The following is a 25996-nucleotide window of genomic DNA, read 5'->3' as shown; positions in this document are numbered from 1 at the left end:
CCTTCGCCGACGCACAGGGGCGCCCGCGCATGAAATCCGCCGTCGTTTCGTCTTATTACCGTGCCACCGCCACGCGTCATGCACCGTATGCGCCGCTGGCCGGCAGAGTCGAGGCGCGCGTCGCCGTCGTGGGTGGCGGTTTTGCAGGACTCAACACGGCACTGAGTCTGGCCGAACACGGTGTACGCGACGTGGTGCTGCTGGAGCGCGATGAGATCGGTTTCGGTGCGTCCGGCCGCAACGGCGGCTTCGTGTTTGCCGGTTATTCTCTCGGTGAGCAGGCGCTGGTGGATCGCGTTGGCCTTGCGCGTGCGCGCGCTTTGTTCGCGTTGACGACGGCGGCGGTCGAACGCATCCGTGCACGCATCCAGCGCTACGCCATCGCTTGCGATGCGGTGGACGCCGGGGTCATCTGGGCCAACTGGTTTCGCGATCCGGCGGTGTTGCGGGCGCGCCAGCAACTGCTGGCGGATAGCTTCGGTGTCACGTGGGAGTGGCTGCCGCAAGCGGCTTTGCGTGCGCGCGTCAACAGCATGCGTTATCACGATGGTCTGTACGAGCGCAATGCGCTGCACCTGCACCCGCTCAACTACGCGCTCGGGCTTGCGGCGGCGGCGAGTACCCAAGGCGTTGCCATCCACGAACACAGCACCGTGACGCACTTGCACCGCGCGGGCGCGCATTGGCACCTGACAACACCGGCAGGCGAAGTCCAGGCCGAGCACGTCGTACTTGCCTGTGGCGGGTATCTCGGCCGGCTTGACCGCCGCGTCGATGCCGCGGTGCTGCCGATCGCCACCTATGTGTTGGCCACCGAGCCGCTCGGCGATCGTCTTGCCGAGTGCCTGATGACGCGGGCCGCGGTGTACGACTCGCGGTTTGCGTTCGACTATTACCGGCCGCTGCCGGATACCCGGCTGTTGTGGGGCGGCCGCATCTCGGTGCGCGATCGATCCCCGCACGCGGTGCAGCGGCGGTTGCTGCGTGATCTGCTCAAGGTGTTTCCGCAACTGGCGGGCGTGCAGGTGGAACATGCCTGGTCGGGGCTGATGAGCTATGCACGCCACCAGATGCCGCAGATCGGCCGCAGCGCAGACGGCCTGTGGCATGCGCAGGCGTTTGGCGGGCACGGCCTGGCGCCGACCTGCGCTGCGGGCGAACTGGTGGCGGCGGCGATCGCCGACGGTGACACGGGGTGGCAGCAATTCAACGATTTCGGGTTGGTGTCGGCCGGCAAGCCGTTCGGCTTCGCCGCCGCCCAAGCCAGCTATTGGTGGCAGGAGTTGCGCGATGCGCTCAAGACGAGGCTGGAAGCATGAATGACGACGCGGACCTCAGCTGGGCCGATTTCGAGAAAGTGCTGATCGTGGCCGGCACGGTGACGAAAGTCGAAGCCTTCCCCGAGGCACGCAAGCCGGCGTGGAAGGTGTGGGTGGATTTCGGCCCCTATGGCGAAAAGAAGACCAGCGCCCAGATCGTGGCGCTGTATCGCCCCGAGGATCTGATCGGCCGGCAGGTCGTGGGCGTCATCAATTTTCCCGAAAAGCAGATCGGTCCGTTCCGTTCGCAGTTTCTGCTTACCGGCTTTCCCACCGACGAGGGTGTGGTGCTTGCCGCCGTCGAGCGTCCGGTGCCGAACGGTACGCGGCTCGCCTGAAGTTGCGATCAACACAAGCCGCCATTGACGGCCAACACTTGCCGGGTGATGTAGCCCGCGTCCGGGCTGACGAGGAAAGCCACCGCCGCAGCCACCTCTGCCGGTGTGCCGGCGCGCGCGGCGGGAATCATCTGCACGATCTCGGCGACGGGTACCTCGGGGGCGAGCAGGTCGGTGTCGATAAGGCCGGGTGCGACGCAGTTCACCGTGATGCGGCGCTTGGCAAGCTCCACCGCCAACGCCTTGGCCGCGCCGATCACACCGGCTTTGGACGCACTGTAGTTCACCTGCCCGCGGTTGCCGACAAGGCCGGAGACTGAGGTGATGCACACGATGCGACCGGGTGCGCGGCGACGGATCATGGGCATGACTACCGGGTGCAGCACGTTGTAGAAACCGTCGAGGTTGGTGCGCAGCACGCGGTCCCAGTCCGCGTCGGTGAGTGCGGGGAAGGCCGCATCGGCGGTGATGCCGGCGTTGCACACCACGCCGTAATACGCGCCGTGCGCGGCGATGTCGGCCTCCAGGGCATATCGGCACGCATCGCGGTCGGCAAGATCGAACTGCAACACCTGCGCGCTGCGGCCGGCTTGAACGATCTCGGCGTGGACAGCGTCGGCAGCGTCGCGCCGGGTGCGGCAATGCAGTGCGATGTCATAGCCGTCGCGAGCAAGCCGCATGGCGATGGCGCGACCGATGCCGCGGCTGGAGCCAGTCACCAGAATGCGGTCAGTCATGGGAAAGCGCCGTGGCGAAGAGAGCGGTGGCATCGGGTGGGCTGAAAACCGTGAGCTTGGCTTCGGCCAGCACGCCGGGGGCCTCGATGCGGCAGACAAACACGCCCATGCCGGTGGCGTCGCTGAATTCGCGGCGTGCGCTTACCGTCAAGGTGCTGCCTGGCGGGAAGCCCGTGACGTTGCAGCGGTATTGCCGGGTACCGAGTAGCAAGCCGAGGCGCACCGGGCGACCTTTGGCACGCGCCGTGCAGCCTGCCCACGCGGCAATGGCCTGCGCCATCAACTCCACCCCCGCCCATGCGGGCAATCGCCCGTCGGCGGCGTGCAACAAGCCATCGGCCGCCACCTTGTGCGTACAGCGCACATGGTCGGCGTCGTGTTCGAGCACGGCGTCGAGCAGGATCATGTCACCGGCGTGCGGGATCAGTTCGGCGATCGGCCAAGGGCTCATGGCGTATCCCCGAAGATCAGGCTGGCGTTGTTGCCGCCGAAGGCAAACGAATTGCTCATCAACCAGTGCGGTTGGCCGGGTTTCAGCCGGGTGCCGGGTGCAACGAAGTCGAGCGCGGGCAAGCTGGCATCGAGCAGGCCTTGGGTGCAGTGCGGCGGCAGCCGGCCAGCATCCAGCGCCAGCCAGCAAAAGGCGGCTTCGAGTGCGCCGGCGGCGGCCAGTGTGTGGCCGGTCAGCGCCTTGGTCGACGAGCACGGCACGCCGTGTGGGAACACTGCCGCCATGGCGCGCGCTTCCATCGCGTCATTGAGCGGTGTTGCCGTGCCGTGCAGGTTGACGTAGTCGATCGCCCCGGGGCCGAGTTGCGCCCGGGCGAGAGCGGTCAACATCGCGTCGCGGGCACCGGTGCCGCCCGGTTCGGGCGATGACATGTGATAGGCGTCCGAGCTGGCGCCTGTTCCGGCAAGGTGCACCGGGCCGCGCTCGTGGGTCATGAGGAACAGCGCTGCCGCCTCGCCCAGGTTGATGCCGTGCCGATCGGCCGCGAACGGGCGACAGTGCTCGCCATCCAGCGCACCGAGCGCATGAAAGCCATTCAGTGGCAAGCGCGTCAAGGCATCGACGCCGCCGCAGACCACGGCATCGCACACCCCGGCATCGAGCAGACGCTGCGCGCTGATCAGTGCCCGCGCGCCCGCGGTGCAGGCCGTGGAAATGACGTAGCACGGGCCTTCGCTGCCGAGCCAGTCGGCAAGGCACTGCGCCGGGTCGGAAAGCTCCTGATCGCGATAGTGATAACCGCGCGGCCATGCGCCGGTCTGCCGGTAACCCGCGTGTCCGACGGTGGCCTCTTCGATGCCTCCGGTGCTGGTGCCGAGCACGACGCCGATGCGCAACCTGCCGTAGTGCGTCGCCGCCGCCTGCAAGTCCGGTTCGATTTGGTGTGCCGCCGCCAGCAACAAACGGTTGCAGCGGTTGTCGTGGGCCCACAGCGTTGCCGGCAATGCGGGAAGCTCGGCGTGCACCCGGCCAACCGGCGGCGTGAAGCCTGGGATCCAGCCGGGCGTCGGCACAAGGCGATCGGTGTCGCCGGCAAACAGCGCCTGCGCCACGGCAGCCCGGTCGGCACCGAGGGCGCACACGATACCGAGCGTGTTGAGGTAGGCGGTACTCATGCCGGTTTGCGGGCAACCACGTTCACCAGTGTCTCCTCCCGGCGTCCGGGCGGTGGCGGCTGGCGCAGGTGCAGGCGTTCAAGCAGGCCGAAATCCCGCGCGCGGCTCCACCACAGGTATGGCAGTGAAACCTGGGCATCGCCGAAAACAAAACCTTGTGCACGCAGCATGGTGAGGTACTCCGGTGCGCTCTTTTGCACCTGCATCGGGTGCCGGAAAAACCAGCGGATCACCCAGGTGTCGATGTACGCACGGGTGGACTCGGCAAGCAACAGGGTTCCACCGGGCTTGAGCACGCGCCAGAACTCCGCCAACGCATCCTCCTGCTCCACCAGATGATGGAACACCTGATGGCAGAACAGCACATCCACGCTGGCATCGGGCAGATCGATGGCGGCGCAGTCCCCCAGCACGAGTTCCACCGCCACCCCTTCGCGCGCAGCTTCGGCGCGCGCCCGTTCGATGCTGACCGGGTCGGCATCCAGCCCCACCAGGCGCCTTGGTGAAAACACGCGATCGAGCAGGCGGAATGACCGCCCTTGGCCACAACCCACATCAAGCAAGGTGTCGGTATGCGGCAACGCGCCGGCGAGCCAGGCCAGGTCTTCAATGGCTACCCGCAACACGTGGCGTTGCCAGGTGCGGCTGGCGAGAAAACGAAACCCCAGGCGCGTGTCCGGGACATAGGTGGGGCTGGCGTAATTCATGGCTTGGTGAGGGCAAGTTCGACGGCGTGGACAAAGGCCGCGGGCGAAACCAGCTGCATGGCGCCGTCGGCGAGGCTCACCGCAACTTGCACCGTGCTGGCACGGGTCAACCGCGCGCCACTTTCGGCATCGCTGATGAGGTAATGGATTTTCAGCCGGTTTTCCCATTCGACGAGGTCGGCCCGCAGGTTGAGGCGTTGGCCAAAACGCGCCGCGTGCGCATAGCGCAGTTGCAGGTCGATCACCGGCCACTGATAACCAGCCTCCTGCATCGCGCGGTAGCCGTAGCCGATGTGGTCGAGCAGCGCACAGCGGGCAATTTCAAGATATTTCACGTAATGCCCGTGCCACACCACGTGCATCGAGTCGACATCGAAAAACGGCACCGTCAGCGCGGTATCGACGTGCAGTACACCGGGCTTACGCATCGGCGGCCTCCCGACAAGGGGGGAAGGGGAACCGCTGCAGCGGCGCATGCGGGCACCGTTGGCCGAGTCGGTCGGCATGACGTTGCGCGCGAGCATCAACGGGGTGTTTGCGCAGGTCGGCGCGAGTTGGCAAGGCGCTGCGGGTAACGGCGGGGGGCCCACCGTGCTCGCGTTCACCCGCCCAGTGGCGTGTTGTGGTCATGCCGGCTGCTCCAGCACGAGGCGTCCGGAGGAGTACGCCGTGGCGCCGTCAAGCCACGAGAAATGCAGCTTGTTGCGCGCATGGTCAAAGCGCAGCGACAGCGTGACTTGCTGACCGGGCAGCAGCAGGCGCTGGAACTTCAGCGCCTCCATGTCACGACAGGCAGCAGGGGTACCGAGGTATTGCGCCGCGAGCGTGAGTGCCCAACCGACCTGCACCGCGCCGGGCACCACCGGGTGGCCCGGGAAGTGGCCGACGAGAAAGGCGAGGTCGCGACGTATCAGTACCGTCACGGTGCAATCGTCGCCATCGCGGTGCACGCCAAGGATGGTGGGCAGCTCGATCATGCGCGTGCCCGCACCCGCTTGCGGATCAGCCATTCGCCAATGAACAGTGGACCCATGATGAAGTACACGAGGAAGCCGTTGTACAGCGTCCACCAGGTGAGCGGTGCCCACAGCGTGAGCGCGGCCGAAGCGGCAGCGTTCCACACGAAGAAGCCGACCCAGACCCAGGTCACCTTGCGCGTATACGGGATGGCGACGTCCGGCAGTGCTGGCTCGCGCACGCGCGCGATGCGTTCCACCAACGGCGGCCCGAACTTCAGGCTGAGGCCGAACGCGGCGAGCAGCAGCAGGCTGATGAGCGTGGGGTACCAGCGCAGCAGCATCGCCTCGCCGCTGGCTGCGAGCAGCGCGCAGTAGGCCAGCGCCGCACCCAGCATCCAGCGCCCGCCCGGTTCGCGCGACAGGCTCGGGGCGCGGATCAGCCACACCGCGCCGAGTGCCAGCGCAAACACCGGCGGCGCGATGTGGTCCATGCCGTAATACACAAAAAACGGATACAGCACGCCTGCCAGCGGCAGCGCAATGTTCAGGACGCGATGCATGGGCTTTGAGTGCGGGTGGCCAAGGCGGCATGGCTGGGCGCGGTGTTGGCGCTGCCTTCGAGGTTGGGCGTGCCGACGATGCGGCACGCATGGTCGCGTTCAGGCGCAATCGGGGCGTTGAGACTCATGGCGTGGCAAGCTCCTTGGCATACAGACGGTGCAGATGGTCGGTCAGGTGACGCGCGGCGATCGGTGGCGGCAGATTTTGCGCAAAGTCGACCGGCCGGCACGGCACGCCCACGCGCAGTTGCACCTGCACGCGTCGCGGCGGGATGCGATACCACGGTTCCGCCTTGGTAAGGGTGGTGGGGGCAACGCGCACGAATACGGGCAGCACCTCGCGCGCTCCGCGCAGCGCGATGGCGGCGGCGCCGCGCTGGAAGCGGGGCGCGGTGCCGGGTGGCGTGCGCGTACCCTCGGGAAACACCAGCAGGCATTCGCCGGCGTGCAGCGCAGCGGCCGCGCGTTCCAGCGTTTCGAGCTCGCCGTCGTTGCCGATGTATCCAGCAGCACGCATCGGACCGCGGGTGAACGGATTGCGCAGCAGCGCGGCCTTCACGATGCAATTGGCCTGCGGCACCTGCCCGAGCAGAAACACCACGTCGATCAGCGACGGATGATTGGCGACGATGAGCTGGCCGGGGCGACCAAGCCGTGCGCTGCCTTCGATGCTGATGTCCAGCACGCGCGTCGCGCGCATGAACCACGCGTGCAGGCGGAACGCGCCACCGACCGCTGCGCGGGCCCGCTGCCGCCGTTGCACCGGATGGCCAGGTACGCAGGCCAGCAGCGGCAACATGGCGGCCAGCAGCAGGCCACCGAGGCCGAACAGCACGAAGCTGGCGCCGGTCGCCAAAAGGCGCCACGCCCACGCATCGCGGCGAGCGGTCAATGCGTGCGCAGCCAAGTCCATCGGCGACCCTCGCAAGCATGATGAATCCCGGTTTGTGCCTGCAGCATGGCGCGCAGAAAATCCAGCGCGTGTGGCCACGCGCAAGGCGGCTCTTCCGCGCGGTGCGACAGCTCAAGGCGCCAGTCGTCACCGTGGCCAAGGCGCAGGGCGAGCGCGTGCGAGAACGGCACGTCGCGCACCCATGGCGCATACGCAGCCGGCGGCAATTCCTCGGCCACCACAACCAGCGCCGCGGGCGCGCCAGCAGCCAGTTGCAAGACGCCTTCCAGCACCGCATGTTCGAAAGTGTCCGTGGCACCGGCAATGGCGGTGGATTCCCCGTGCTGACCGCGCAGGATCGACCACTGGCCGGCAATGGCGTTGTGGACGGAAAGCCCGAACGCCGTCGGCGACAACGGTTCCCCAGCCGCAATGTTCCCCAGCAATTGCCAGATCCGCGTGGTTTCGCCGTAGTGCGAGCCGAACACGAAGGGCAATTCTTCGCCGGCAGCGCACAGCGGCCACGCCGTGTTGAACACCATGCGTGCCATGCGGCTCAGGCGACGGCGCTGCAGCGGTGGCAGGAACGCGCAATCGGGCTGCAGCGTGCCGTCATCTGCCACCGCGCGGGGTGCCGCTACCCAGGCCTGCCACGCAGCGGCATCCGTGAGCCCCGGTGCCCAGGCTTGCCAGCCTTCGATGCGAAATGCCGTCATGTACCAGCCTCCGCGCAGCGGCGCAGCAGCAACGCCGCACAGCTTCCACCGAAACCGAAGCTGGTGCTGAGCACGCTCTCGATCTGGGCCGCACGGTTGGCTTCGAGTAGCGGCGCGGCCGCAAAGGCCGGGTCGCGGGCGTCGATCTCGGCGCCGGCGGCGAGCAGGCCATGTTGCAACATCAGCACGCAGGCAACCGCATCCAGGGCGCCCGCCGCCTGCGGCGCGTGGCCAAGCAAGCCCTTGAGCGAAGACATCGGCGGTACTGGCGTCTGGCGCTCGGCGAACACCCGCGCGATCGCCTGCCACTCGGCAAGATCGCCCGCGGTACCGCAGGCGTGGGCGTTCAGGTAATCCGGCGAATGGCGCGCTCCCGCCAATGCGCTGCGCATGGCGTGTGCAATGCCGGCGCTGCCCGAGGCCACCATGTTGTCGGCATCCGTCGCGCTGCCGTAGCCGGCAAGTTCGGCCAGCACGCGGGCACCGCGCGCTTGCGCATGCGCCAGCGATTCCAGCACCAGCACACCGGCACCTGCGGCCAACACCAAGCCGTCGCGATCACGGTGGAACGGCCGCGCGGCGTGCGCGGGATCAAGTTGAGTGGACAGTGCACCCATTGCGTCAAACCACATCGCGGTGCTTGGATGCAGTTCGTCGGTGCCGCCGGTGATGACCACCTCCTGCCGGCCGAGGCGGATCAGGTCTAGTGCGTGGCCGATGGCGTGGGCACCGCTGCTGCATGCGGCACTCAGGGTGTAGCTGACGCCGCGGAGACCGTAGGCCAAAGCCAGGCTGGCCGAAGGCGCGCAACTCATGCCGAGTGGCACGATGAACGGCGACAGCTTTGCAATGCCTTTGGCGCGATGGCTGGCCAGCGCACGTTCGTGTTCGCTGAGCGCGGCACCGCCACCGATGACGACCCCGACACTGGGCTGCGCGAGTTGCGCGGGCACCAGGCCGGACTGGGCGATCGCCTCGTTTGCGGCATGCCAGGCATAACGCGCCGGGGCGCCCATGAACCGCCGCAGTTTGCGCGGTGGTTCGTCCGGCAACGCGACTGCGTCGACCGGTCCACCTACCCGACCGCGCATGCCGAGCGACGCGAAAGCCGGCATGCGGCGCAGGCCATGCCGCCGTTCGCGCAACGCCGCCAGCAATGCCGCGCTGCCAACGCCGACACAGGACACCGCGCCGATGCCGGTCACCACCACGCGCTGCAAACCGTTGGCGTCGTGCACGGCCATCAGCCGACCGCCTTGAAGATCAGCGAGGTATTGATGCCGCCGAACGCGAAGTTGTTGTTCATTACCAGCCCGGTTGCCAGGGTGCGCCCGTCGCCGGTGATGTAATCCAGCTCGGCGCAGTCTGCCGCGCGCTGTTCGAGGTTCAAGATGGGCGCAAACCAGCCTTCACGCATCATCTCGATCACCCACCACGACTCCAGCGCGCCACAGGCGCCCAGCGTATGGCCGCTGTAGCTTTTCACCGCGCTGATCGGTACCCGGGCGCCAAGCACTTGTGCGGTGGCTTCGCTCTCTGCGGCATCGCCGCGGTCGGTGGCCGTGCCATGCGCGCTGACATAGCCGATCGCGTTCGCCGGCAGGCCGGCGTCGTCCAGAGCCAGACGCATCGCCACCGCCATCGTGGCTGCGGTCGGCTGGGTGATGTGGGCACCGTCGGCATTGCTGCCGAAACCCACGACTTCAGCGTGGATCCGGGCACCGCGTGCCTTCGCGTGTTCGTACTCCTCGAGGATCAAGGTTCCCGCGCCTTCACCTACGACCAGGCCGTCGCGGTGGGCATCGAACGGGCGCGGCGTCAGGGTCGGGGTGTCGTTGCGCGTGCTGGTGGCAAACAAGGTGTCAAACACGGCGACGCCGGGTCCGGAGAGTTCTTCGGCGCCGCCGCACAGCATCAACGTTTGTTTACCGTAGCGGATCGCCTCGTAGCCATAGCCGATCGCCTGACTGCCCGACGTGCACGCGCTGGAGGTGGGAATGACGCGGCCCTTGAGGCCGAAGAACACACCAATGTTCACCGCCGTGGTGTGACTCATCATCTGGATATAAGTGGTGGCGGTGACGCCCTGCATCGAGCCGGTTTCCAGCATGTGGCCCATTACCCGCACTGGCTCGACGCTGCCGCCGGAAGAGCCGTAGGCGACACCCATGCTGCCATCACGGATGCCGGGATCGTCGAGCAGCCCGGCGTCACGCAACGCGCGCTCGCTGGCAGCGACGGCGAGCTGTGCCACGCGACCCATCGAGCGGGTTTTCTGACGCGGCCATGGCGGCGCGGCGAAGTCGTCCACCGGGCAGCCAAGGCGACCGTTCAGCGCGTCGAAATAATCCCATTCGGGCATGCGTCGCACGGCGTTGCGGCGGGCATGGAAGCGGGCGGCAATCGTGGGCCAATCGTGGCCAAGCGGCGAAATGCCCCCCATGCCGGTAACGACGACGCGCTTCATGCCGGGTCTCCATGGCAAGGGCCGAGGTTGGCCCGGCTCACCGGCACCAGCAGAGCGGTGAAGCCGATGCCCAGCAACAAGGTCAGGCCAAAATCGCGCAGCGCCGGCAGGGAGCTGAGCGAGAGCAGGCCGAAGGAGAGCAGGGCGGTGAGGGCGGAAAGCAGCACGCTGGCGTACATCGCGCCGGGACGGTCGACGGTGTGCGGTTCGCCTTCAAACAGGAACACCGCGTAATTCGCACCCACGCCAAGCACCAGCATCAGCGCCATCCAGTGGAACAGCGTCAGCGGTTGACCGAAATAACCGAGCGTCGCCAGTGTCAATGCAATGCCGAGCGCCGGCGGCGCCATCACGCGCGGCATATGCCGCCAGCCGTAACGCCAGCCGAATACCGGCACGATGGCGAGCATGGCGGCGATCAGCCACAGGCTGGCGTAGCCGCGGTAGCGGCCGAACAGCGCGGAGACGCTGGCGGGTTTGTCCACCAGCGTGACGCCGGACAGGCCCGCTGCGGCGCTGGCCAGCACGCGTTCACCGGCAGCGCCTTGCGGCAGCACCAGCGAGGCGCAGCCGTGCTGGTTGCAGCCCATCCACAACTGTCGGAATGGCGTCGCCAGCGGCGTGCGCAGCCAAGCGTCGAGGGTCAGCGGGGTGCCGGGCCAACTGGCGAGCCAGGCGTCGATCGCGGCAGCGCGGAAGCCGGCGTCGGCAAGGGTTTTGCGCAAACTGTCGGGGTGGTCGAACCAGCGCGCGAACACCGCGTGGTTCTGCGTTTGCTGGCTCATTGCCGGCACCATGCTGGCAAGGCCGAGGAAACCGTCGAGCTGGTCGTCATCCACCAGCTGTTGCAACCGCGTCTCCAGCACCTGCTCGTGGCGCAACGTGGCGTCCTCATCGGCACCTTGCACCAGGTAGAACTGGCTGGCGTTGCCCAGGCCGGTGATGGCCCGTATGCGGACTTCCTGTGCAGTGAGGCTTGCCGGCTGGGCGATCAGGTTGTGCACGTCGTCGTCGTGTTTGAGCCGCAGCCAGCCGGGTATGGCCAGTGCCAGCACGATGACGGCCAGCACGGCACCACGCCAACCACGGGCCGGCCGTGCCAGGGTCTGCTGCAGGGAATGCGCGCCGCGCACCAGCAGCGGCGTCATCGGCTTGGCCGGGTGCGCCAGCAGCGCCGGCAACAACCAGAACACACTGGCGCACGCGGCGCTCATGCCGGCCAGCGCAAACACCGCCATCTGGCGCAGCGCCGGGAAGGGCACCAGGCCGAGCAGCGCGTAGCCGAGCAGCGAGGTCACCAGGGCCAGCAGCAGCGCGCTGCGTACCTGGCGGATGCCGGTTCCTGCTTGCCAGCGTGTCCCGGCGTTGGCGCGTGCAGTGAGGTACTGGATGGAGTAATCCACCGCCTCCCCCAGGAGTGCGGCACCAAACACCAGCGTCAGCAGGAATACCTGCCCAAAGACCAGCAAGGTTACCGTGGTGGCCGCCACCACGCCCACGACAGTCGAAAGGAAAGTGAGCGCGAGTGGGCCGACGGTGCGAAACACCGCAAGCAGCAGCAGGGCGATGCCGGCGGTGGAAATCCAGCCCACCATGTGCACGTCGTGCTCGGCGCCGGCACGCGCCGCGGCGGCATAGAACACGGCCCCGGTGCGCAGCAGGCGCACATCGGGCCAGTGCGCGCGCAATTGCGCTTCGGCGTCGGCGAGTGCGGACAGCGCACGGCGCTGCACGTCGTTGGCGTAGGCCGAACCCGCCAGCATCGCCGTCACCAGCACCTGCGTTTGATCGCCGGCGTGCGCCACCAGCAGGTCATCCTCCGGCATCAGCGGCGAGCGGTTCCACGGCTGGGCGGCGAGGAAGTGCTGCAAGGTGCCGAAGGGATCCTCCGCCAGCGTCACGCCAACACCAGTGAGAAACGGCTCGTTCAGCCGCTGCGCCAGCGCCTGTGCCAAGTCGAATCCGGGCTGGGAAAGCGCGGTGCGATCACTGGCCGTCAAAAGCCAATGGCGATGCGCGAGATAGGGGGCGCTCAGTTGCGCCAGGTCGAACGGCGGGAGCTCGGCGGCGACGCTGGCGAACACTTTGTGCGCGGCCAGCGCCCGGCCGAGGGCGCGCGCGGCCGCCTTCGCGTGTGCGTCATCGGCGCTGGCGACCACCAGCACCATGCGGTCGCCGTTGGCATGCGCCAGGCGCGCCACGGCGGCCTCGGCCAGCGGGTTTTGTTCGGTGGCCGGCAGCATGGCGAGCAGGTCGGTCTGGATCGGCAGCGGCCCACGGCCAAACAACAACCATGCGCCGACTGCCGCGACCAGCAGCGTGGTCAGCGCAAACGCCCCGGCGCGCAGCTTGATGCCCGGCGTGCTCATGGCGCGCTGAGCGCCCCGCTTTCGAGTGTGCTGAGTGCCCCCGCGGCCCGCGTGCTGGCGAACCGGATCTGCGTGCGGGTGCCGTCCTGCATGTCGATCGTGATGCCTTGCAGGTAGCGGTCGCCGATCAGCGTGATGCTGGTCAGCACCCGCGCCACACGCGCCTGCTTCGGGGTAAACCGCAGCACCCAGTCGGCAGATGTGCCGCTGGCCACCACGTCGAACTGGCGCAGCGCTGCGTCCACCTTGCCACCCAGCATGCCTTGCAGCATCTGCGACACCTGGCTTACGCCACGGTCGCCGTGCATCGCATGCAGGCGGCCGTCAGCATCAACTCTGGCCGTGCGTGTGCCAGTCAGCGCCAGGGTCTGCGCAAAGGGCGTCACGGTTTGCCACAGCATGCCGCGGCCCAGCACGAACAACAGGTGGCCAGTGCTGACCTGCGGCTGATCGAGTGCCGGGGCGGTGCGGGTCTGGATGAAATCGGCGCGTACGGCCGGGTGCTGGCCCAGTTCGTCCAGGACCTGGTGCAGCAGTGGCGCGCTGCCTTGTGCCTGCGCGAACGGGGCAAGCAGGCAGGCGAGCAGGACAAGGATCAGGCGGCGCATGCAGGCTCCCGAAGTGGACAGCGACGCAGCAGCCGCACGGCGCGCGGCAGCATGCCAAGCAGCAGGCGGGTGTGCATGGCCGAGATGCGCAGGTTGTCGCGCCACAGGCGAAAGTGCGACAACCCGTTCGCAGGGTAGATCACGCGCGTCGGCAGGTTGACGATGGACAGCCCGCGCCAATACAGCCGCACGGCGATTTCGGTGTCGAAATCCATCCGTGCCGGTGGCGTGTGTGCCGCGATTTCCGCACAACTGGCAGCGAGCGGGTAAAGCCGGTAACCGCACATCGAGTCCTTGATCGCCAGCGACAAGGTTTCCAGCCACACGCAGACGTGGGTGAGGTAGCGGCCATAGAGGCGCCCGCGCGGCACGCTGGCGTCGTAACGCGGTACACCGCAGATCAGCGCTTCCGGTTGCGCGTGGCCCGCGGCCAGGAAGCGCGGCACGTCGGCAGTGTCGTGCTGGCCGTCGGCATCCACTTGCAGCGCATGGCTGAATCCGCGCTCGCGGGCCGCACCCAGGCCGGCGGCCACGGCCGCGCCCTTGCCGCAGTTGGTCGGCAAACGCAGCAGGGCCACACCGTCGCGGCACGCCAATGCGTCGAGCACGGCGCGGGTTGCCATGTGGCTGCCATCATCGACCAGGATCACCGGCAGCCCATGCGCAAGCAGCGCGTCGACTGTGGCGCCCACCGTGGTGCCGTGGTCGTAGACCGGAATCACGGCACAGGAAACGCAGTGGCCGATGACGTCAGGCATGTGCAGGTCCCGCTCAACGCACCAGAAGTTGCCGCACCGCCCCGATCACGTCGCCCACGGTGCGCACGCTCTTGAAGTCCTCGGGCTTGATGCGCATGCCGGTCATCTCCTGCACCTGGATGGCAAGGTCGACCGCGTCAATGCTGTCCAGCCCGAGGTCGGTGAACAGGTTGGCCGCCGGCGTGACCTGGGCTGGTTCGACCTCGAAAATGTCCTGCAGCACTTCGCGCAGGCGCGCAAGAAGGTCGCTGTCGGTGATGTCGGCGGCAAGAAGGGTGCTCATGCGCGGTGTAGCTCCTGATGTTCCATGCTGACGGCTGGCCTTCCTGGACGCAGCGCACGGGCGCCGCAGGTGTCGTGACAGCGGCAGGCCGAGGCGATTGCGAGCGCAATGCGACGCATGCTCGGCCGTGGTTCCCCCTGTGGAACGCGCGCTGGACAGGCCCAGCAATTGTAACAGAGACGTGAAGGCCGGCTTTTGTGCGGATGCAAATGCAAAAGGCCGCCCCGCGGCGGCCTCTTACTCTGTGCAGCCAATCGGGTTACTGCCCGCGCATGCGCCCTTGGAAGCGCGGATGGTTGTTGCCCATGTAGGTCAGCTTGATCTTGCCAACCGCCGCGATGCGTTCCTCGGCCAGCCGATCTGCCGCACGGTAGGTCGGCACGTTTTCGTTCTTGCTGATTTCGAAGATGCGGCCGAGGTTGTAGTAAATCGTGCGCATCATGCGCATCGCGCGTTCACGGTTGTAGCCGTCGATTTCGAGCGACACGTTCATCACGCCGCCGGCGTTCACCGCGTAGTCGGGCGCGTACAGCACGCCGCGGCGGTTCAGCTCATCGCCGATCGCGTCGGTGGAAAGCTGGTTGTTGGCCGGCCCGCAGATAATCTTGGCCTTGATGCGGTCGATGGTGTTCTCGTTCACCGTGCCGCCCAGCGCGCACGGCGAGAACACGTCGGCGTCGACGTCGTAGATCTCGTCGATGCCGACTGCCTCGCAGCCCAGCTCGTCCACACAGCGCTGCACCGCCTGCTTGTTGATGTCGGTGACGAACACCTTGGCGCCCTGTTCGCGCAGTAGCTTGATCAGCTCGCCGCCGACGTGGCCGCAACCCTGCACCGCGTAGCTGTACTTGCCCACGTCCTCGTTGCCGTGGCGGAAATGCAGCGTGGCCATCAGGCCCTGCAACGCGCCGTAGGCGGTGAACGGCGAGGGGTCGCCCGAGCCACCATGCACCTGGTGCACGCCGGTGACGTATTCGGTTTCGCGGAACACGTATTCCATGTCGTTGACGTCGATGCCGACGTCTTCGGCGGTGATGTAGCGCCCGCCGAGCGAGTTGACGAAACGGCCGAACGCGCGAAACAGCGCTTCGGACTTGTCTTTTGCCGGGTCGCCGATGATCACGGCCTTGCCGCCGCCAAGGTTCAGGCCGGCCACCGCGTTCTTGTAGGTCATGCCGCGCGACAGGCGCAGCACGTCGTTCACGGCTTCCTGCTCGGTCTTGTACGGCCACATGCGCAGGCCGCCCAGCGCGGGGCCAAGCACGGTGTTGTGGATCGCGATGATGGCCTTGAGGCCCGCATCCTGGTTTTGGCAGAACACCACTTGCTCGTGGCCGGTGCCGGCGATGGTTTCAAAAATCATTGCTGCGACAACTCCAAGGAAAACTGCCCGCAGGCATCGGTGGGTGGCCGCCAGTTGCCCGCGGCCGAATCAGCCCCTGCACACGACCTGCCCGAAACAGCGTCGCGCCGTGAAGCAAGTCGTGCATTGTAGTACGCGCGCCGTGGTCGTCGGTGGCGGCGGCTGCATGCCGGCGACGCGCAAGACGACGCGAGGCCCGGATAAACCGGGCCTCGCGTCGTCGATTCGGTGGTGGGCGGTACAAGGATCGAACTTGTGACTCCTGCCGTGTGAAGGCAGTGCTCTACCGCTGAGCTAACCGCCCGCCGAGAGCGCGCAACTATACGGGGCACATCGACCGCGGTCAACCGCGGAGGCCGCGTGCCGTAAAATGCCGGCCTTTACATCAGGCGCCACGCACCATGCCCCACGACCTTGCCCAGATCCTGCAAGCCTTGCAGGAGTTCCACCTTACGCCGTGGAAAATCGTCGGCTACACCGGCATGGCGCTGTTCACCAGCCGCTGGTTCGTGCAGCTCTACTACACCCGCAAGTACAAGCGAGTCGTGATGCCGCTGGCGTTCTGGTGGCTGTCCGTGCTGGGCAGCGTGATGCTCCTGGCCTACTTCACCATCGGCAAGAACGACTCCGTCGGCATCCTGTCGAACCTCTTCCCGGTGTTCGTGTCGGGGTACAACCTCGTGGTGCATCTTCGGCACAAGAGAGTGATTGAAGAGCCGTGAGCCGTGAGCCGTGAGCCGTGATTCGTGATTAGAGATTGGAGATTGGAGATTCGGCAAAGCACGCGACGCTCCGCATCTCGCGCGGTTCTGCTCTACCCGAATCCCGACTCCCGGATCACGGCTACTCAGGCTCATAGTCCAGATTGAATGAGAGCCAGTGCTCGGCTTCGGCGAGGGTCCAGCCCTTGCGTTTGGCGTAGTCGGTGATCTGGTCCTTGCCGAGGCGGCCGACGACGAAGTACTGGCTGTCAGGGTGGGAGTAGTACCAGCCGGAGACCGCGGCGGCCGGGTACATCGAGAAGCCTTCGGTGAGTTCGATGCCGGTGTTCGCGGTGACGTCGAGCAGCTTGAACAGCGTGGCTTTTTCGGTGTGGTCGGGGCAAGCGGGGTAGCCGGGGGCCGGGCGCACGCCTTGGTACTTTTCGGCAATCAACGCGTCGTTGTCGAGGGTTTCGTCGGGCACGAAGCCCCAGAACTCGCGGCGCACGCGCTGGTGCATGTGTTCGGCGAAGGCTTCGGCCAAGCGGTCGGCCAACGCTTTCAGGATGATCGAGGAGTAGTCGTCGTACTCGGCGATGAAGCGCTTCAGGTGCTCTTCGATGCCGAGCCCGGCGGTGACGGCGAAGCCGCCGATCCAGTCGCGCTTGCAGTATTCCCTTGGCGTGATGAAATCGGCGAGGCAGAGGTCCGGGCGCTCGGCCGGCTTGTCCGCCTGCTGGCGCAGGCTGTGCAGGGTGGCGAGCACTTCGCTGCGGGTGTCGTCGGTGTACACCTCGACGTCGTCGCCGGTGTTCGCCGCCGGCCAGAAGCCGATCACCGCGCGCGCGGTGAGCCACTTCTCGTTGACGATGCGATCCATCATTTTTTGCGCGTCGGCATACACCTCGCTGGCCTGCTTGCCGACGACGGGGTCGGTAAGGATGGCCGGGAAATGTCCGGCGAGTTCCCACGCCTTGAAGAACGGCGTCCAGTCGATGTACTGGCGGATGGTGGCCAGGTCGTAGTCGTCGAACACGGTGATGCCGGGTTTCCGCGGCTGCGGCGGTTCGTAGGCCGCCCAGTCGCAATTGAAACGATGCGCGCGCGCGGCGTCGATCGTCACCAGCTTCTTGGCCGGTCCGCGGTTGCGGTGACGCTCGCGCGCCTCGGCGTAATCGGCGCGCACCTTGGCAAGGAAATCGCCAACCAGCTCCTTCGACACCAGCGATTGCGCCACGCCCACGGCGCGCGAGGCGTCCTTCACCCACACGGTGGCGGTGTCGTAGTTGGGCTGGATCTTGATCGCGGTGTGCACGCGCGAGGTGGTGGCGCCGCCGATCAGGAGCGGAATGTGGAAGTCGCGTCGCTTCATTTCCTTGGCGACGTTGGCCATCTCCTCCAGCGACGGCGTGATGAGGCCGGAGACGCCGATCATGTCGGCGTGCTCGGCGATCGCGGTGTCGAGGATTTTCTGCGCCGGCACCATCACGCCGAGGTCGATCACCTCGAAGTTGTTGCAGGCGAGCACCACGCCGACGATGTTCTTGCCGATATCGTGCACGTCGCCCTTGACCGTGGCCATCACGATCTTGCCGTTGGAGCGGCTGGTGTTGCCGGATTGCTTCTTTTCCTCATCCATGAACGGCAACAGGTAGGCGACGGCCTTTTTCATCACGCGCGCGGATTTCACCACCTGCGGCAAGAACATCTTGCCGGCACCGAAGAGGTCGCCGACCACGTTCATGCCGTCCATCAGCGGGCCTTCGATCACGTCGAGCGTGCGCTTGCAGGTTTGCCGCACTTCTTCGGTGTCTTCCACCACGTACTGGTCGATGCCGTGCACCAGCGCGTAGGTGAGCCGGTCGCGCACATCTTTTTCGCGCCACGCCAGCGTCTCGACCGCGGCCTCGCCTTTTTGCGCGCGGTAGCGCTCGGCGATTTCCAGCAGGCGTTCCGTGGCGTCGGCGCGGCGGTTCAGCACCACGTCTTCCACCCGCTCGCGCAACTCGGGCTCCAGCTCGTCGTAGATCGCGAGCTGGCCGGCGTTGACGATGCCCATGTCCATGCCTGCCTTGATGGCGTGGTAGAGGAACACCGAGTGGATCGCCTCGCGCACGGTGTTGTTGCCGCGGAACGAGAACGACACGTTGGAGACGCCGCCGGAAAGGTGCGACAGCGGAAAGCGCTGGCGCAGCAGCTTGGCGGCTTCGATGAAGTTGACCGCGTTGTTGGCGTGTTCCTCGATGCCGGTCGCGATCGGGAAGATGTTGGAGTCGAAGATGATGTCTTCCGGCGCAAAGCCGACTTCTTCCGTGAGCAGCTGGTAGGAGCGTTCGCAGATGCGCAGGCGCTCCTCCACCGTGCTGGCCTGGCCGTTCTCGTCGAATGCCATCACCACCGCGGCGGCGCCGTAGCGCAGGATTTCCCGCGCCTCGCGCCGGAACGGTTCCTCGCCTTCCTTGAGCGAGATGGAATTGACCACGCCCTTGCCTTGCAGGCAGCGCAGGCCGGCTTCGATCACGCTCCACTTGGAGGAGTCGACCATCACCGGCACGCGCGCGATGTCGGGCTCGGCGGCGATCAGGTTGAGGAATTTCACCATCGCCTGTTCGGCGTCGATCATGCCCTCGTCCATGTTGACGTCGATGATCTGGGCACCGTTGGCCACCTGTTGGCGCGCCACTTCCACCGCCTCGGCGTAGCGGTCTTCCTTGATGAGCTTCTTGAACTGGGCCGAGCCGGTGACGTTGGTACGCTCGCCGATATTGATGAACAGCATGTCCGGCGTGATGACCAGCGGTTCGAGGCCGGAAAGGCAGGTGTAGCGGGGCATTACGCGGCCTCCGTGGAAAGCGCGGGCAGGGCGCGTGGTGCGCAGTCGGCGACTGCGGTGGCAATCGCCGCGATGTGCGCCGGGGTGGTGCCGCAGCAGCCGCCGACGATGTTGAGCAGGCCTTCGCGGGCAAAGCTGCCAATCACGCCGGCCATGTGTTCGGGTGTCTCGTCGTACTCGGCGAACGCGTTTGGCAGGCCGGCATTGGGATGGGTAGTGATGCGGCAGTCGGCAATGCCGGCCAGGGTCTGGATGTGCGGGCGCAGGTCTTCGGCGCCGAGCGCGCAGTTGAAGCCGACGGCGAGCGGGTTGGCGTGGCGCACCGAGTAGTAGAACGCCTCGGCGGTCTGCCCGGAGAGCGTGCGCCCCGAGCGGTCGGTGATGGTGCCGGAGATCATGATCGGCAGCCGCGCGCCGCGCGTGCGGAACACCTCGGAGAGCGCGTACAGCGCAGCCTTGGCGTTCAGGGTGTCGAAGATGGTTTCCACCATGAGGACGTCGGCGCCACCGTCGATCAGGCCGCCGGCCGATTCCGCATAGCCCTCGGCGAGTTCCTCGAAGGTGACGTTGCGAAAACCGGGGTCGTTGACGTCGGGCGACAGCGACGCGGTGCGGCTGGTGGGGCCGAGCACGCCGACGACGAAGCGCGGCTTGTCCGGCGTTTGCGCGCTGAACTTGTCGGCGGCGCTGCGCGCGAGCTTCGCGGCTTCGAGGTTCAGCTCGCGCGCGAGGTGCTGCAGGTGGTAGTCGGTCTGGCTGATGCGGGTGGCGTTGAAGGTGTTGGTCTCCACCAAGTCGGCGCCGGCCGCGTAATAGCCTTCGTGGATCTCGCGGATGACGTCGGGGTGGGTCAGCGTCAGCAGGTCGTTGTCGCCCTTCAGGTCGCAGCCGCCGGCGTGGTCGTGGTGGACATGGCTATCCAGGCCATCCTTGAAGCGCTCGCCGCGGAAGCCCGATTCATCCAGGCGATGGGCCTGGATCATGGTGCCCATCGCGCCATCCAGGATAAGAATGCGGCGTGCCAGCCCGGCTTCGAGCAACGCAACGCGGTCGGGGTGCAACCAGGGCAGGGTGTTCATCGGGTTCCTCAATGCTTGCTGGCGAGCAGGCTGATGACTTCAAAATGCGGGGCCTTGCGCTCGCGGCTCAGGCGGTTGCAGCTGACTACCTTGAGCCCGGCGGCGAGCGCATGGCGCTCCAGTTCGGCGCGGGTGAAACCAAGGTTTTTGTGGTCGAACGGGGCCACCGCGGTGCCGTGGTCGTGCTTGCCCAGGGTGACGGCAAGCAGGCGGCCGCCGCGGCGCAGCAGGCGGGCGGCCTCGGCCACGACCTTGGCCGGGTGGTTGGTGTAGGTCAGCGCGTGCAGCATCAGCACCAAATCGAAACGGCGCTCGCCCAGCTCCAGGGCGTGCATGTCGCCGCGATGTACCTCGACGTTGGTAAATGCCGCCAACCGTTTTTTCGCGGCTTCGACCACGCGCTCGCTGGAATCCACACACACGATGGAATGCGCATGCGGCGCCAGCAGCTCGGCGGTGATGCCGTCGCCGGAGGCGATGTCGAGCACGTCGCCGGTGCCGAGCAACTGCAGCAGGGCGCGGGTGAGTGTTTCCCAGGTGCGGCCCGGTGAATAATGCCGCTCCATGTCGCCGGCCACGGTGTCGGCCCAGCCTTCGGCGCGCGCGCGGCTGGCCAGCACCACCGGCAGGCGGGCGGCATCCTCGCGCAGCAGTGCATCATTGATGTTGGTACGCAGCGACGCGATCAGCGATTGCTCGGCGGCGTCGCTGTCGTCGGTGTCGACGTTGGCGCGGTAGTACGCCGAGACGCCGGCGCGGCGATCGCGCACCAGGCCGGCCTCCTTGAGCTTGGCCAGGTGGGTGGAAACGCGGGGTTGCGCGAGATGCAGCACCGCCGCCAGTTCGGCCACAGTCAGTTCTTCGCTTTCGAGCAGGGCCAGCAGGCGCACGCGCGTAGGGTCGGCGAGCAGGCGCAGTACGGCGGAGGCGGTCGCCAAGTCCATCGTTTTATATCTATCGCGATAAAGAGATACGAAGGCTAGACCGCAGCCTGACGTGCGTCAAGGTGAATGGTGCAGTGGCGGTGGCCCAGGAAACCGTTGCGAGATTTGGCGTGCGTGCTGCATCCGCACAAGGTTCAGCGTTGCGCAACGCTAAAATCGGGGACTTTTCTTCATCGCGTTGTGGATCGGAGTCCCCATGGATTTCAGTTTTACCGAAGACCAGTTGTCCATTCAGGCCATCGCCCGTGATTTTGCCCAGAAGCGCATTGCGCCGGTGGCAGCCGAGCTGGATGCCAAGGGTGAGTTCCCGCTGGACAACATCCGCGAGATGGGCCAGCTCGGGCTGATGGGCATCGAGGTGCCGACCGAATATGGCGGCGCCGGCATGGACCCGATCGGCTACGTGCTGGCGATGATCGAGATCGCCAGCGCCGACGCAGCCACCGCGACGGTGATGAGCGTCAACAACTCGCTGTTCTGCAACGCCATTCTGAAACACGGCACGGAAACGCAGAAACAGACCTACGTGCGCGCCATTGCGCAAGGCGAGGCCATTGGCGCGTATGCGCTGACCGAGCCGCAATCGGGCTCCGATGCTTCGGCGATGCACACCCGCGCCACAAAAAACGCCGATGGCGACTGGGTCATCAACGGCAAGAAAAGCTGGATCACCTCAGGCCCGGTCGCGCGCTACATCCTGCTGTTTGCGGTGACCACGCCGGGCGTCGGCGCCAAGGGCGTGTCGGCGTTCCTGATCGACACGCACAAGGCCGGCTTCCGCGCCGGCAAGACCGAGCCCAAGCTCGGCATCCGCGCCTCGGCCACCTGCGAGATCGAGTTCACCGATTACGTGGCGTCGAAGGATGACCTGCTCGGCACCGAAGGCAAGGGGTTTTCACTCGCCATGAGTGTGCTTGATGCCGGTCGCATCGGTATCGCCTCGCAGGCCATCGGCATTGGCCGTGCGGCGTACCAGGCCACGCTCAAGTGGGTTGTCGAGCGCAAGGCGTTCGGCAAGCCGATCGGCAGCTTCCAGATGACGCAGGCCAAGATTGCCGACATGAAATGCAAGCTTGACGCCGCTTTCCTGCTCACGCTGCGCGCGGCCTGGGCCAAGGGCGAAGCCGAAAAGACCGGCGGCCGCTTCGGGACCGAAGCCTCGATTGCCAAGCTCACGGCATCGGAAGCCGCGATGTGGATCGCCCACCAGGCGGTGCAGATCCACGGCGGCATGGGCTACTCCAGGGAGCTGCCGCTGGAGCGCTACTTCCGCGACGCCAAGATCACCGAAATCTACGAAGGCACCAGCGAAATCCAGCGCATCGTAATTGCGCGCAACGAGACCGGGTTGCGGTGAGGCCGGGATTCGGGATACGGGATGGGTGGCACCCAAGAGCGTAGCGGCCCTGTGGCAGCTGGTGCAGGGCCATGCACCGCTGCGCGTGCCGCGATTGAGTGACAAGAAAGCCCCGACCGCAAGGCCGGGGCTTTCTTGTTCTGATCGGGAGGTGGTACAGGATTCGGGGACGCGATGCTGTTGCTGTGCCGAATCCCCAATCCCGTATCCCGCCCGCTACCGCGGGTCCGAATCAAACACCTGCGGCCCAGGCGCAGGCACCGTGTCGCCATCCAGCTTGTCGCCCAGCAGGCGCCGCACCACCACGTAGAACACCGGGATCAGCAGCACGCCGAGGAAGGTGGCGAACAGCATGCCGCCGATCACGCCGGTACCGATGCCGTGGCGGGCGTTGGCGCCGGCGCCGCTGGAGACGAACAGCGGGAACACGCCGAGGATGAAGGCCAGCGAGGTCATCAGGATCGGGCGCAGGCGCAGGCGGGCGGCGTCGACCGTTGCCTCGCGCAACGTGCGTCCGGCAGCCTGCTCGGCCACCGCGTATTCCACGATCAGGATCGCGTTTTTCGCCGCCAGGCCGATCACCGTCACCAGACCGATCTTGAAGTAGAGGTCGTTCGGCAGGCCGCGCAGCATGGTGAACACCACCACGCCCAGGAGGCCCAGCGGCACCACCAGCAGCACTGCCACCGGGATCGACCAGCTTTCGTACAGTGCGGCCAGGGCGAGGAACACGATCAGGATCGACAACACCATCAACAACGTCGCCGCATTGCCCGAGAGGATTTCCTGGTACGACTGGCCGGTCCAGTCAAACCCGAAGCCCTGCGGCAAATCGCTGGTGACGATCTTCTGCATCTCGTTCATCGCTTCGCCGGAGGCGTGCCCGGGCGCCGGCGAGCCGACAACCTCCACCGCCGAATAGCCGTTGTAGCGGGTCAGCGAGGGGGAGCCCATTTGCCACTTCGCGTGCACCACGTTCGACAGCGGAATCATCGCCGGCAGGCCGCTGGCATCCTTCCGGCTGCTGCTCGGCACGAAGAAGTGCTGCAGCGATTCCGGGCTCATGCGGTAGGCCGCATCCGCCTGCATCATCACGCGCTTGACGCGTCCGCCGTAGGTGAAGTCGTTCACGTACACCGGTGCCAACATCAGGCTGATCGCGTTGTAGACGTCGGTGGCCGACAACCCCATCGACTGCGCCTGCACGCGATCCACGCTGAACTTGAGCTGCGGTGCATCCTCCAGCGCATTGGGCCGCACGCCGATCAGGTTGCGATCCTGCGCCGCCTTGGCCAGCAGCGTGTTGCGTGCGGCGGTGAGCGCATCACGGCCAAACCCACCGCGATCCTGCAGGTACATGTCGAAGCCGCCGAACTGGCCGAGGCCCTGAATGGTCGGCACGTTGTTGACGAAAATGCGCGCGTCGCGGATGACGTGCAACTCGCGGTTGGCGCGCTGGATGAAGTCCATCGCGGTGTCCTTGCGCTGCGACCAATCCTTGAGCTTGATGAAGCCCATGCCCGCATTTTCGCCGGAGCCGATGAAGCTGAAGCCGGTCACCACCACGATGCCGTCGAAATCCTGATCCTTGCTCAAGATCTGCCGCACCTGCGTCATCACCGCGCTGGTACGCGCCTTGCTGGCGCCCGGCGGCAACTGGATGATCGCCAGTGCGTAACCCTGGTCTTCTTCCGGCAGGAAACTGCCAGGCAGGCGGGTAAACAGGAACCCGGCCACGAGGGTGATCAATACAAACGCCAGCATCCACCGCGGCGCATGCTTGACCGTGCTGCCAACGTGCCCGGTGTAGGAGCGTCGCGCGCGCTCGAACACGGCGTTGAACGCACGGAACACGAAGTTTTTCTTCTTCTCGTGTTCCGGCTTGAGGAAGCTCGCGCACAGCGCCGGAGTGAAGCTCAGCGCGAGGAAGGCGGAGAACAGCATCGACACCGCGATGGTCAGCGCGAATTGACGGTAGATGATGCCCGACGAGCCCGGCTGCAACGCCGACGGAATGAACACCGCGGCCAGCACGGCGGTGATCGCGATCACCGCCCCGGTAATCTCGCCCATGCCCTTGCGGGTGGCCTCCTTGGGCGAGAGGCCCTCCTCGGTCATGATGCGTTCGACGTTTTCGATCACCACGATCGCGTCGTCGACCACGATGCCGATCGCCAGCACCATGCCGAACAGGGTCAGCTGATTGATGGTGAACCCGAGCACCAGCATGCCGAGGAAGGTGCCCAGCAGCGCGACCGGGATCACCAGGGTCGGAATGATGGTGGCGCGAATGTTCTGCAGGAACAACAGCATCACCAGGAACACCAGGATGACGGCCTCGATCAACGTGCGCACCACCTCGTCGATCGAGATGTTGACGAACGTGGTGCTGTCGTATGGCGTGAACCAGGTGACGCCCGCGGGGAAGCTCGCCGCCAGCTCGTCCATCTTGGCGCGCACCGCAGTGGAAACGTCGAGTGCATTGGCGCCTGGCAACAGCATGATGGCGAACGCGCCGATCGGCTTGCCGTTGTAGGTGGTGTCGAAACCGTAGGTTTGCGGCCCAAAGCCGACCGTGGCGACGTCGCCGAGCTTGACCGTGGTGCCGTCCGGATTGGCGCGCAGGATGATGTCGCGAAATTCATCGGGGCTGGTGAACCGCCCTTCGGCATTCACGGTGGCGGTCAGGCCCTGGCCTGGCAGCGCGGGATCGGCGCCGATCGAGCCGGCGGCGAACTGCACGTTCTGCTCCTTGATGGCGGCGAGCACCTGGGTGGCGGAGAGGTGATAGCCCTGCAGCTTGTCCGGGTTGAGCCAGATGCGCATGGCGTACTCGGCGCCGAACTGTTGCGTGTTGCCTACGCCCGGCACGCGGGCAATCTGGTCGAGCACCCGCGAGCCGACAATGTCGTTCAGCCGATCACGGTTGATCGACGGGTTGTCGGATTTCAGCGCCACCAGCATCAGGAAGCCGGAGTTGGCCTTGGCCACCACCACGCCTTGCTGGGTCACTTCGCTCGGCAGGCGCGGCGTGGCCAGCGCCACCTTGTTTTGTACCTGCACCTGCGCGATGTCGGGGTCGGTACCGGTCGCAAAGGTAAGGGTGATGTGCGAACGCCCGTTGGACGCCGATGAGGAGCTGAAGTAGAGCAGGTGATCGACGCCGGTGAGCTGCTGCTCGATCACCTGGGTCACGGTTTTTTCCGTGGTATCCGCGCTGGCGCCGGGATAGCTCGCCGTCACCGTCACCTGTGGTGGTGCGATGTTGGGGTAGGACTCCACGCCCAGGTTGAGGATGGCGAGCACGCCACCCAGTGAAATCAGGATGGCCACCACCCACGCGAAAATCGGGCGGTCGATGAAAAAACTCGGCATGGTCG

The 25996-nt window shown here is 66.3% G+C and carries 25 protein-coding genes and 1 tRNA gene; 4 read left to right on the top strand and 22 right to left on the bottom strand.

Going from position 1 to position 25996, the window contains the following annotated elements; translation table 11 throughout:
* Positions 1 to 29 precede the first annotated feature (29 nt).
* Together AC3WP6_RS08140 and AC3WP6_RS08135 are read left to right on the top strand one after the other, a co-directional pair.
* Positions 30 to 1319, top strand: a complete 1290-nt coding sequence (locus AC3WP6_RS08140; protein ID WP_492627224.1) for an NAD(P)/FAD-dependent oxidoreductase — start codon at positions 30 to 32, stop codon at positions 1317 to 1319.
* A complete protein-coding gene (locus tag AC3WP6_RS08135) occupies positions 1316 to 1657 on the top strand; it encodes a tRNA-binding protein (protein WP_492627223.1) in 342 nt (113 codons plus the stop codon). The genes AC3WP6_RS08140 and AC3WP6_RS08135 overlap by 4 nt, the downstream gene beginning before the upstream one ends.
* Positions 1658 to 1665: 8 nt before the next feature.
* Here AC3WP6_RS08135 and fabG read toward each other — a convergent pair whose 3' ends face one another.
* From fabG to AC3WP6_RS08045, 18 genes are all read right to left on the bottom strand, one after another.
* Positions 1666 to 2394 carry a 3-oxoacyl-ACP reductase FabG gene (gene fabG / locus AC3WP6_RS08130; protein WP_492627222.1) on the bottom strand — a complete coding sequence of 243 codons (729 nt, stop codon included), beginning with the start codon at positions 2392 to 2394 and terminating at the stop codon, positions 1666 to 1668.
* Positions 2387 to 2845: a hotdog family protein gene (locus AC3WP6_RS08125; protein ID WP_492627221.1), complete on the bottom strand. Its 459-nt coding sequence runs from the start codon at positions 2843 to 2845 to the stop codon at positions 2387 to 2389. The genes fabG and AC3WP6_RS08125 overlap by 8 nt, the downstream gene beginning before the upstream one ends.
* Complete coding sequence (locus AC3WP6_RS08120; protein WP_492627220.1) at positions 2842 to 4020, bottom strand: beta-ketoacyl-ACP synthase; 1179 nt, start codon at positions 4018 to 4020, stop codon at positions 2842 to 2844. Before AC3WP6_RS08120 ends, AC3WP6_RS08125 begins: the two co-directional genes overlap by 4 nt.
* Entirely contained in the window at positions 4017 to 4727 is a 711-nt protein-coding gene (locus tag AC3WP6_RS08115) for a class I SAM-dependent methyltransferase (protein ID WP_492627219.1), read from the bottom strand. Before AC3WP6_RS08115 ends, AC3WP6_RS08120 begins: the two co-directional genes overlap by 4 nt.
* Positions 4724 to 5155 (bottom strand): acyl-CoA thioesterase, encoded by a 432-nt coding sequence (locus tag AC3WP6_RS08110; RefSeq protein ID WP_492627218.1) that lies wholly within the window; start codon positions 5153 to 5155, stop codon positions 4724 to 4726. Before AC3WP6_RS08110 ends, AC3WP6_RS08115 begins: the two co-directional genes overlap by 4 nt.
* A gap of 198 nt (positions 5156 to 5353) precedes the next feature.
* Positions 5354 to 5704 (bottom strand): ApeI family dehydratase, encoded by a 351-nt coding sequence (locus AC3WP6_RS08105; RefSeq protein WP_492627217.1) that lies wholly within the window; start codon positions 5702 to 5704, stop codon positions 5354 to 5356.
* Complete coding sequence (locus tag AC3WP6_RS08100; protein ID WP_492627216.1) at positions 5701 to 6246, bottom strand: COG4648 family protein; 546 nt, start codon at positions 6244 to 6246, stop codon at positions 5701 to 5703. The genes AC3WP6_RS08105 and AC3WP6_RS08100 overlap by 4 nt, the downstream gene beginning before the upstream one ends.
* A complete protein-coding gene (locus AC3WP6_RS08095) occupies positions 6231 to 6374 on the bottom strand; it encodes a hypothetical protein (RefSeq protein ID WP_492627215.1) in 144 nt (47 codons plus the stop codon). Before AC3WP6_RS08095 ends, AC3WP6_RS08100 begins: the two co-directional genes overlap by 16 nt.
* Complete coding sequence (locus AC3WP6_RS08090; protein WP_492627214.1) at positions 6371 to 7159, bottom strand: lysophospholipid acyltransferase family protein; 789 nt, start codon at positions 7157 to 7159, stop codon at positions 6371 to 6373. The genes AC3WP6_RS08095 and AC3WP6_RS08090 overlap by 4 nt, the downstream gene beginning before the upstream one ends.
* Positions 7135 to 7854, bottom strand: a complete 720-nt coding sequence (locus tag AC3WP6_RS08085) for a beta-ketoacyl synthase chain length factor (protein WP_492627213.1) — start codon at positions 7852 to 7854, stop codon at positions 7135 to 7137. Before AC3WP6_RS08085 ends, AC3WP6_RS08090 begins: the two co-directional genes overlap by 25 nt.
* On the bottom strand, positions 7851 to 9098 hold the full coding sequence (locus AC3WP6_RS08080; protein WP_492627212.1) for a beta-ketoacyl-[acyl-carrier-protein] synthase family protein: 1248 nt from the start codon (positions 9096 to 9098) through the stop codon (positions 7851 to 7853). Before AC3WP6_RS08080 ends, AC3WP6_RS08085 begins: the two co-directional genes overlap by 4 nt.
* Positions 9098 to 10321: a beta-ketoacyl-ACP synthase gene (locus AC3WP6_RS08075; protein WP_492627211.1), complete on the bottom strand. Its 1224-nt coding sequence runs from the start codon at positions 10319 to 10321 to the stop codon at positions 9098 to 9100. The genes AC3WP6_RS08080 and AC3WP6_RS08075 overlap by 1 nt, the downstream gene beginning before the upstream one ends.
* Positions 10318 to 12690: an MMPL family transporter gene (locus tag AC3WP6_RS08070; RefSeq protein ID WP_492627210.1), complete on the bottom strand. Its 2373-nt coding sequence runs from the start codon at positions 12688 to 12690 to the stop codon at positions 10318 to 10320. Before AC3WP6_RS08070 ends, AC3WP6_RS08075 begins: the two co-directional genes overlap by 4 nt.
* Positions 12687 to 13298 (bottom strand): LolA family protein, encoded by a 612-nt coding sequence (locus AC3WP6_RS08065; protein ID WP_492627209.1) that lies wholly within the window; start codon positions 13296 to 13298, stop codon positions 12687 to 12689. The genes AC3WP6_RS08070 and AC3WP6_RS08065 overlap by 4 nt, the downstream gene beginning before the upstream one ends.
* A complete protein-coding gene (locus tag AC3WP6_RS08060; protein ID WP_492627208.1) occupies positions 13286 to 14056 on the bottom strand; it encodes a glycosyltransferase family 2 protein in 771 nt (256 codons plus the stop codon). The genes AC3WP6_RS08065 and AC3WP6_RS08060 overlap by 13 nt, the downstream gene beginning before the upstream one ends.
* A 13-nt stretch (positions 14057 to 14069) precedes the next feature.
* Positions 14070 to 14339, bottom strand: a complete 270-nt coding sequence (locus AC3WP6_RS08055) for an acyl carrier protein (protein ID WP_492627207.1) — start codon at positions 14337 to 14339, stop codon at positions 14070 to 14072.
* A 259-nt stretch (positions 14340 to 14598) separates the two neighbouring features.
* Positions 14599 to 15702: a Glu/Leu/Phe/Val dehydrogenase dimerization domain-containing protein gene (locus AC3WP6_RS08050; RefSeq protein WP_492627206.1), complete on the bottom strand. Its 1104-nt coding sequence runs from the start codon at positions 15700 to 15702 to the stop codon at positions 14599 to 14601.
* A 229-nt stretch (positions 15703 to 15931) separates the two neighbouring features.
* A tRNA-Val gene (locus tag AC3WP6_RS08045) sits at positions 15932 to 16006 on the bottom strand.
* A gap of 97 nt (positions 16007 to 16103) precedes the next feature.
* Here AC3WP6_RS08045 and AC3WP6_RS08040 point away from each other — a divergent pair.
* Complete coding sequence (locus tag AC3WP6_RS08040) at positions 16104 to 16424, top strand: lipid-A-disaccharide synthase N-terminal domain-containing protein (protein WP_492627205.1); 321 nt, start codon at positions 16104 to 16106, stop codon at positions 16422 to 16424.
* Between the two features lie 121 nt (positions 16425 to 16545).
* Here the strand turns inward: AC3WP6_RS08040 and metH are convergent, their stop codons facing one another.
* From metH to AC3WP6_RS08025, 3 genes are read right to left on the bottom strand one after another with little or no spacing between them, the layout of a single operon-like run.
* Positions 16546 to 19236 (bottom strand): methionine synthase, encoded by a 2691-nt coding sequence (gene metH, locus AC3WP6_RS08035; RefSeq protein ID WP_492627204.1) that lies wholly within the window; start codon positions 19234 to 19236, stop codon positions 16546 to 16548.
* Positions 19236 to 20315: a homocysteine S-methyltransferase family protein gene (locus AC3WP6_RS08030; protein ID WP_492627203.1), complete on the bottom strand. Its 1080-nt coding sequence runs from the start codon at positions 20313 to 20315 to the stop codon at positions 19236 to 19238. Before AC3WP6_RS08030 ends, metH begins: the two co-directional genes overlap by 1 nt.
* 8 nt (positions 20316 to 20323) lie before the next feature.
* Positions 20324 to 21259 carry a metalloregulator ArsR/SmtB family transcription factor gene (locus tag AC3WP6_RS08025; RefSeq protein ID WP_492627202.1) on the bottom strand — a complete coding sequence of 312 codons (936 nt, stop codon included), beginning with the start codon at positions 21257 to 21259 and terminating at the stop codon, positions 20324 to 20326.
* A gap of 196 nt (positions 21260 to 21455) precedes the next feature.
* On the opposite strand from AC3WP6_RS08025, the gene AC3WP6_RS08020 reads away from it, so the two are divergent.
* Positions 21456 to 22616, top strand: a complete 1161-nt coding sequence (locus tag AC3WP6_RS08020) for an acyl-CoA dehydrogenase family protein (protein ID WP_492627201.1) — start codon at positions 21456 to 21458, stop codon at positions 22614 to 22616.
* 216 nt (positions 22617 to 22832) lie between these two features.
* On the opposite strand, the gene AC3WP6_RS08015 is transcribed toward AC3WP6_RS08020, so the two are convergent.
* A complete protein-coding gene (locus tag AC3WP6_RS08015) occupies positions 22833 to 25991 on the bottom strand; it encodes a multidrug efflux RND transporter permease subunit (RefSeq protein ID WP_492627200.1) in 3159 nt (1052 codons plus the stop codon).
* Positions 25992 to 25996 lie beyond the last annotated feature (5 nt).

This window comes from Rhodanobacter sp. FW106-HT46G03 (genome assembly GCF_058789895.1).
The sequence above is the reverse complement of the archived record's forward strand: the minus strand, read 5'-3'. Positions and strand labels throughout refer to the sequence as shown.